This is a genomic window from Sphingomonas sp. 2378 (assembly GCF_038084995.1).
Classification (GTDB): domain Bacteria; phylum Pseudomonadota; class Alphaproteobacteria; order Sphingomonadales; family Sphingomonadaceae; genus Sphingomonas.
Map to the genome: position 1 here is coordinate 1 of NZ_JAXCMJ010000081.1, position 5,537 is coordinate 5,537.

General features: G+C 66.3%; 4 protein-coding genes. 1 reads left to right on the top strand and 3 read right to left on the bottom strand.

From position 1 onward, the window contains the following. The first annotated feature begins 124 nt into the window (after nucleotides 1-124). Entirely contained in the window at nucleotides 125-1,246 is a 1,122-nt protein-coding gene (locus SM191_RS19080; protein ID WP_341507591.1) for a mechanosensitive ion channel family protein, read from the top strand. Nucleotides 1,247-1,312: 66 nt separating this feature from the next. Here the strand turns inward: SM191_RS19080 and SM191_RS19085 are convergent, their stop codons facing one another. The 3 genes from SM191_RS19085 to otsB are packed head-to-tail and all read right to left on the bottom strand — an operon-like array spanning nucleotide 1,313 to nucleotide 5,276. Next, nucleotides 1,313-2,728 carry an alpha,alpha-trehalose-phosphate synthase (UDP-forming) gene (locus SM191_RS19085; protein WP_341507592.1) on the bottom strand — a complete coding sequence of 472 codons (1,416 nt, stop codon included), beginning with the start codon at nucleotides 2,726-2,728 and terminating at the stop codon, nucleotides 1,313-1,315. Further along, nucleotides 2,725-4,491 carry a glycoside hydrolase family 15 protein gene (locus tag SM191_RS19090; protein WP_445949887.1) on the bottom strand — a complete coding sequence of 589 codons (1,767 nt, stop codon included), beginning with the start codon at nucleotides 4,489-4,491 and terminating at the stop codon, nucleotides 2,725-2,727. The genes SM191_RS19085 and SM191_RS19090 overlap by 4 nt, the downstream gene beginning before the upstream one ends. An 11-nt stretch (nucleotides 4,492-4,502) precedes the next feature. After that, nucleotides 4,503-5,276 carry a trehalose-phosphatase gene (otsB, locus tag SM191_RS19095; RefSeq protein ID WP_341507594.1) on the bottom strand — a complete coding sequence of 258 codons (774 nt, stop codon included), beginning with the start codon at nucleotides 5,274-5,276 and terminating at the stop codon, nucleotides 4,503-4,505. Nucleotides 5,277-5,537 lie beyond the last annotated feature (261 nt).

Sequence of the window (5,537 nt, forward strand, 5' to 3'; positions counted from 1 at the left end):
CGCTCAGGCTGAACGGGGGCAGTAGAGGTCCCTTCCTCCGCTCCGTTCAGCCTGAGCGAAGTCGAAGGCCAAGGGAATCCCACCCCAAAAAGGAACCTTCGCCCCGCTGACCCTTTCCCACCCCATGCGCTGGCTTCGATCGCTCGACATTCCGGCCGAATGGCTGTGGCTTCAACATGTGCTGGTCATCGCGACGGCGATCCTGATCGCGGTGGTGGTGCACAGCATCGCGATGCGGATCGCGGGCCACGCCGCGCGGCGCACCGCCAGCCAGAGCGACGACCTCGTCCTCGCCCATATCCGCCAGCCGTTGCGCTGGGTCGCCATCGCCATCGCGGTCAGCTTCGCGATGCGGCTGGTGCCGATGTCGAGCGACGGGCGCGACATCTGGCGACAGGTGCTGGGCTTCGGGGTGCCGGCACTTCTCGGCTGGCTGGCGGTATCGGCACTGCGCGCGTTGCAGGGCGTCGTCTATCTACGCGCCGATATCAGCGTCGAGGATAACCTACGCGCCCGGCGCAAGCGGACGCGGGCGCAGATATTGGGGCGGATCGGTATCTTCCTGATCGTGTTCCTGACCGTCTGTTTGATGCTGCTGAGTGTGCCGGGCATCCGAACGATCGGCGTGACCCTGATGGCCTCGGCGGGTATCGCCGGGCTGGTCGTCGGTGCCGCCGCGCAGCCCGCGCTCAAGAACCTGATCGCGGGCGTGCAGATGGCCTTTACCGAGCCGATCCGGCTCGACGACGTGGTCATCATCGATAACGAATGGGGGCGGATCGAGCAGATTCACCTGACCTTCGTGGTCGTGCGCATCTGGGACGAGCGGCGGCTGGTCGTGCCGGTCGCCAAGTTCCTGGAGAACAGCTTCCAGAACTGGACGCGCGAGACCAGCCAGTTGCTGGGGTCGGTCTTCTGGTATCTCGATCCGGCGGCGGACATTCCCCGGCTGCGCGAGAAGATGGGCGAACTGGTCGAGGCGAGCACGCGCTGGGACCGGCGCTTCTTCAACATGCAGGTGACGGACGTGAAGCCGGATTCGATCGAGGTGCGCGGATTGATGACCGCGCGCGATGCGGCGATCGCGTTCGACCTGCGGTGCGAGATTCGCGAGGGGCTGCTGGACTATATCCGGCGGGAAATGCCCGAGGCGCTGCCCCGGCGGCGGTTGGAGCATTCCATTCCTCCCCGGCACGGGGAGGGGGACCAGCCGCAGGCTGGTGGAGGGGGTGTGCCGCTGGGCTAGTCCCTTTGTGGCAAGCCCCCCTCCACCACCGCTTCGCGGCGGTCCCCCTCCCCGTGCCGGGGAGGATTAGTTGGCCGCCGCCTCGATCGCCTTGGCCTCTTCCTTCGCCCCATCCCCGCGCAACGCGGCGAGGAACAGTTCGCACCACCAGAAGACATCCTCGCGCCGCACATTGTCGATCAGGCTCGTCCACCGCCGGATGCGCTCGTCGCGCGGCATGGTCAGCGCCTGGACGATCGCGTCGGACATTTCCTCGGCGCTGTAGGGGTTGATGAGGACCGCGTCCTTCAACTGCTCGGCCGCGCCCGCGAAGCGCGACAGGATCAGCACGCCGGGGTCTTCCGGGTCCTGGGCCGCGACATATTCCTTGGCGACCAGGTTCATCCCGTCGCGAAGCGGGGTCACCAGCCCGATCCGGGCGGCACGATAGATGCCCGCCAGCACCGGGCGGGGAAACCCCTTGTTGACATAGCGGATCGGCACCCAGTCGATATCGGCATATTCGCCGTTGATCCGCCCCGACAGCGCGTCGAGATTGGCGCGGATTTCCTGATAAGTGTTGACCTTCTCGCGGCTGGGCGGTGCGATCTGGAGCATATAGACCAGCGCCCGCCGCTCGGGATTCTGCGCCAGGAAACGTTCGTAACCCAGGAAGCGCTCGGCCAGCCCCTTGGAATAATCCAGCCGGTCGACCCCGACGATCAGGCTGCGACCGGTCGCCGACATATACATGCGTTCGCGCGCGAAGCGGGCATCATGGCCGCTGGCGGCTTCCTCGAACTCCTTGGTTTCGATGCCGATCGGCGCGCGGATCGCCTGGATGGTCTTGCCGTTCCACGTCACTTCGCCATTTTCGCCGAGCGTTCCGCCCAGTTCCTTGGTGACGTAATCGCGGAAGCTGTCCAGCCAGTCCTCGGTATGGAATCCCACCACGTCATAGGCGAAGAGGGACTCGACCAGCTTGCGATGGCTGGGCAGCGACATCAGCAGCCGCACCGGCGGCCACGGAATGTGCAGGAAGAAGCCGATCCGGTTCTTGAACCCGCGCTGGCGTAAGTAGCGGCCGAGCGGGATCAGGTGATAGTCATGCACCCAGACCAGATCGTCCGGCTCGATCAGCGGCTGCACCGTCTCGGCAAAGCGTTCGTTGACGCGGGCATAGCCCGAGTCGAAGTCGCGTTCGAACTCGGTCAGGTCGATGCGATAGTGGAAGAGCGGCCACAGCGTCCGGTTGGCATAGCCGTTATAATATTCGTCGATATCCTGCTCTTCCAGGTCGATGGTCGCGGTGGTGACGCCATCGCCCTGCTGGAAGTTGATATGACCGGTGAATTCTTCGGTGGTCTCCCCCGACCAGCCGAACCAGATACCGCCTTGTTCGCGCAGCGCCGCCAGGAGTGCGACCGCCAGCCCGCCCTGATTTCCGCCCGGCCCGGTGGTGGGCGGCTGGACCCGGTTCGAGATGACGATCAGGCGACTCATCGCACGGCACTCCATGGTTTACTCAGCAGGACGGCGCAGTTGATCAGGCCGACCAGCGAATAGGTTTGCGGGTAATTCCCCCACAGCTCGCCCGTATTCGGGTCGATGTCCTCGGACAGAAGCCCGGCGGGGGTGCAGCGCGCCACCATCTCCTCGAACAGCGCGCGGGCGTCCTCATGACGCCCGGTGACATACAACGCCTCGATCAGCCAGAAGGTGCAGACGTTGAAAGCGGTATGCGGCAGGCCGAAGTCATCCTCGGTCGCATAGCGCAGCATGTGGCTGCCCCGGCGCAATCCCTTTTCCACCGCATCGAGCGTCGAGCGGAAACGGGGATCGTCGGGCGACAGGAAGCGCAGGTCGAGCAACTGGATGATGCTGGCGTCGAGATCGTCGCCGCCGAAGGTCGCCGACATGCGCTGCGTCTCGGGGCGCCACGCGGCCTGCTCGATCGTCTCGCGCATCAGGTCGGCACGCTCTTGCCAGAAGCCGCGCCGCTCCTCCAGCCCCAGCGCCTGCGCCGCATTGGCCAGCCGGTCGCACGCCGCCCAGCACATGGCGGCGGAATAGGTATGGACATGGCTCTTGGTGCGCAACTCCCACAGGCCGGCATCGGGCTGGTCGTACTTGGCCCAGGCGCGTTCGCCGACCCGCTCCAGCGAGTGGAAATCCTCCACCCCCGACATGCGGAACAACCGGGTGTCGAAAAAGGCCTGCACGTCGGACAGCACGATCTGGCCGTAAGCGTCGTGCTGGATCTGCTCATAGGCCTGGTTGCCGACACGCACCGGTCCCATCGCGCGATAGCCGGGCAGCTTGTCCTCGATCCGCTCGACCAGGGTCGCTTCGCCGCCGACGCCGTAAAGCGGCTGGATATGCCCGCCCCGCGCGGCATCGACGATGTTGCGGAGATACTCCAGATACCCCTCCAGCACGTCGAGCGCGCCCAGCCTGTTGAGCGCCTGCACCGTGTAATAGGCGTCCCTGATCCAGCAGTAGCGATAGTCCCAGTTGCGCCCCGAATCGGCATGTTCGGGCAGCGAGGTGGTCAGCGCCGCGACGATCGCGCCGGTTTCCTCATGTTGGCAGAGTTTGAGGGTAATGGCGGCGCGGATGACGACCGCCTGCCACTCGACGGGCGTGGCGAGGCCGCGCACCCAGTGATGCCATTCGTGCGTGGTGCGCTCCAGCATCGCGCGGCACGCTTCGCTCAAAACCCCTGCGAAACTTTCGTCCGGGCCGAGGAACATGTGGATCGGGCGTTCGAGCCGGAACCACTGTTCGGCGGCGATATGGCCGACCGGCGCGTCGGTGGTCAGGCGCAGCGTCTGCTGCGTCATCAGATAGCGGATATGGTTGGACCCCTGGGTCCGCTCGGTGGGCGTACCCCAGTCGGTTGCGACGCGCAGCGCGATGCGGATGCGGGGGGAGCCGATCGGCCGGACGATCCGCACATAGCTGGTCGGGCGATAGACGCGGCCCTCGCGCGAGAAGCGGGGACAGAAATCGGTGACCTCGATGCCGTTGCCGCGATCGTCCATATGGGTGGTCACAAGGATCGGGGTGTTGCGCAGATAGCCTTGCGTGGTCGAGACGCGGTCCTCCAGTTCGATCGACCAATAGCCCGTCTCCGGCTCGCCATCGCCCAGCAGCGCGCAAAAGGCCGGATCGCCATCGACGCGCGGCACGCAGCCCCAGACGAAGCGCCCGGTCGAGTCGATCAGCGCCGAAACCTGGCAATTGCCGATCGGCCAGAGGTTCATGTCCTGTTGCATTATTCGGCATTCTCCAGCGCTTGGGCGAGCCATTCATGGACGGCGGCGACATCGGGCAGGCGGTATCGGGCGGCGGTTTCGCGCATCGGGCCGACCAGCACCCCCGCGCCGCCAAGCGCCGCGGCGGCAGCAAAGCCATCCTCGTCGGTCACGTCGTCACCGAAGAAAATGGGCACGGTGCCGCGCATCGCGGGCGTTTCCATCAGCGTCTCGATCGCCTGGCCCTTGTCGCCGGGCAGGCGAACCTCGACCATCATCTTGCCGGGTTGCAGGGTCAGGCCATGCCGCTCGGCGATGGCGGCGGCTTCGCGCAGGGCCAGGGGCTCGGCCTCGGGCTTGCGGCGGTAATGGAGCCCCGCGCCGAAGCTCTTGGTTTCGAAATACAGGCCGTTGTCCTCGGCGACGCGGCGCATCTCCTCGGTCGCTATGGCCAGATGGTCGGGCTTTTCGGGCTGGCTGTGGCCGTCCTCCGGGGAACGGCGCTCGGCACCATGGCTGCCCGCCAGCGTGAAATGCTGCGCCTGCGGGCCGAACAGCGCATCGATCTGCGCGATCGAGCGGCCGCTAACGATGGCGAGGCGGCCGGGCATATGCGCGGCCAGCGCGTCGAGCCGGTTCGCGAGTTGGGTGCTGACATGCACCCCTTCGGGATTGTCGGCGAGTTCCACCAGCGTGCCATCGAAGTCTAGGAACAGGCTGTCGGCAAGGGACAGGCGAGGCGGGGGCGGGGCGAGGTCGGCCAGCATGGACGATAGCATAGCGGATGCGGACATGCCGAGTGAACCCATCCCCGCCGCTCGCGTTCCGCTGCGCTGTCGAAATGATTATGGAAGGAGGGCTGGGCACGCCCCCTCCCGCAGGCGGGAGGGGGATGGGGGAGGGGCCTCTCCATGAGCGGCGTCGCCTGTGGCTTTTCCCTCCCCCGACCCCTCCCGCTTGCGGGAGGGGAGGAAGAAGAGGGCGGCGTTGATGTCGATCCAGTCACTCGCGGCCAAGCACGCCCCCTCCCGCAGGCGGGAGGGGGCGTGCTTGGC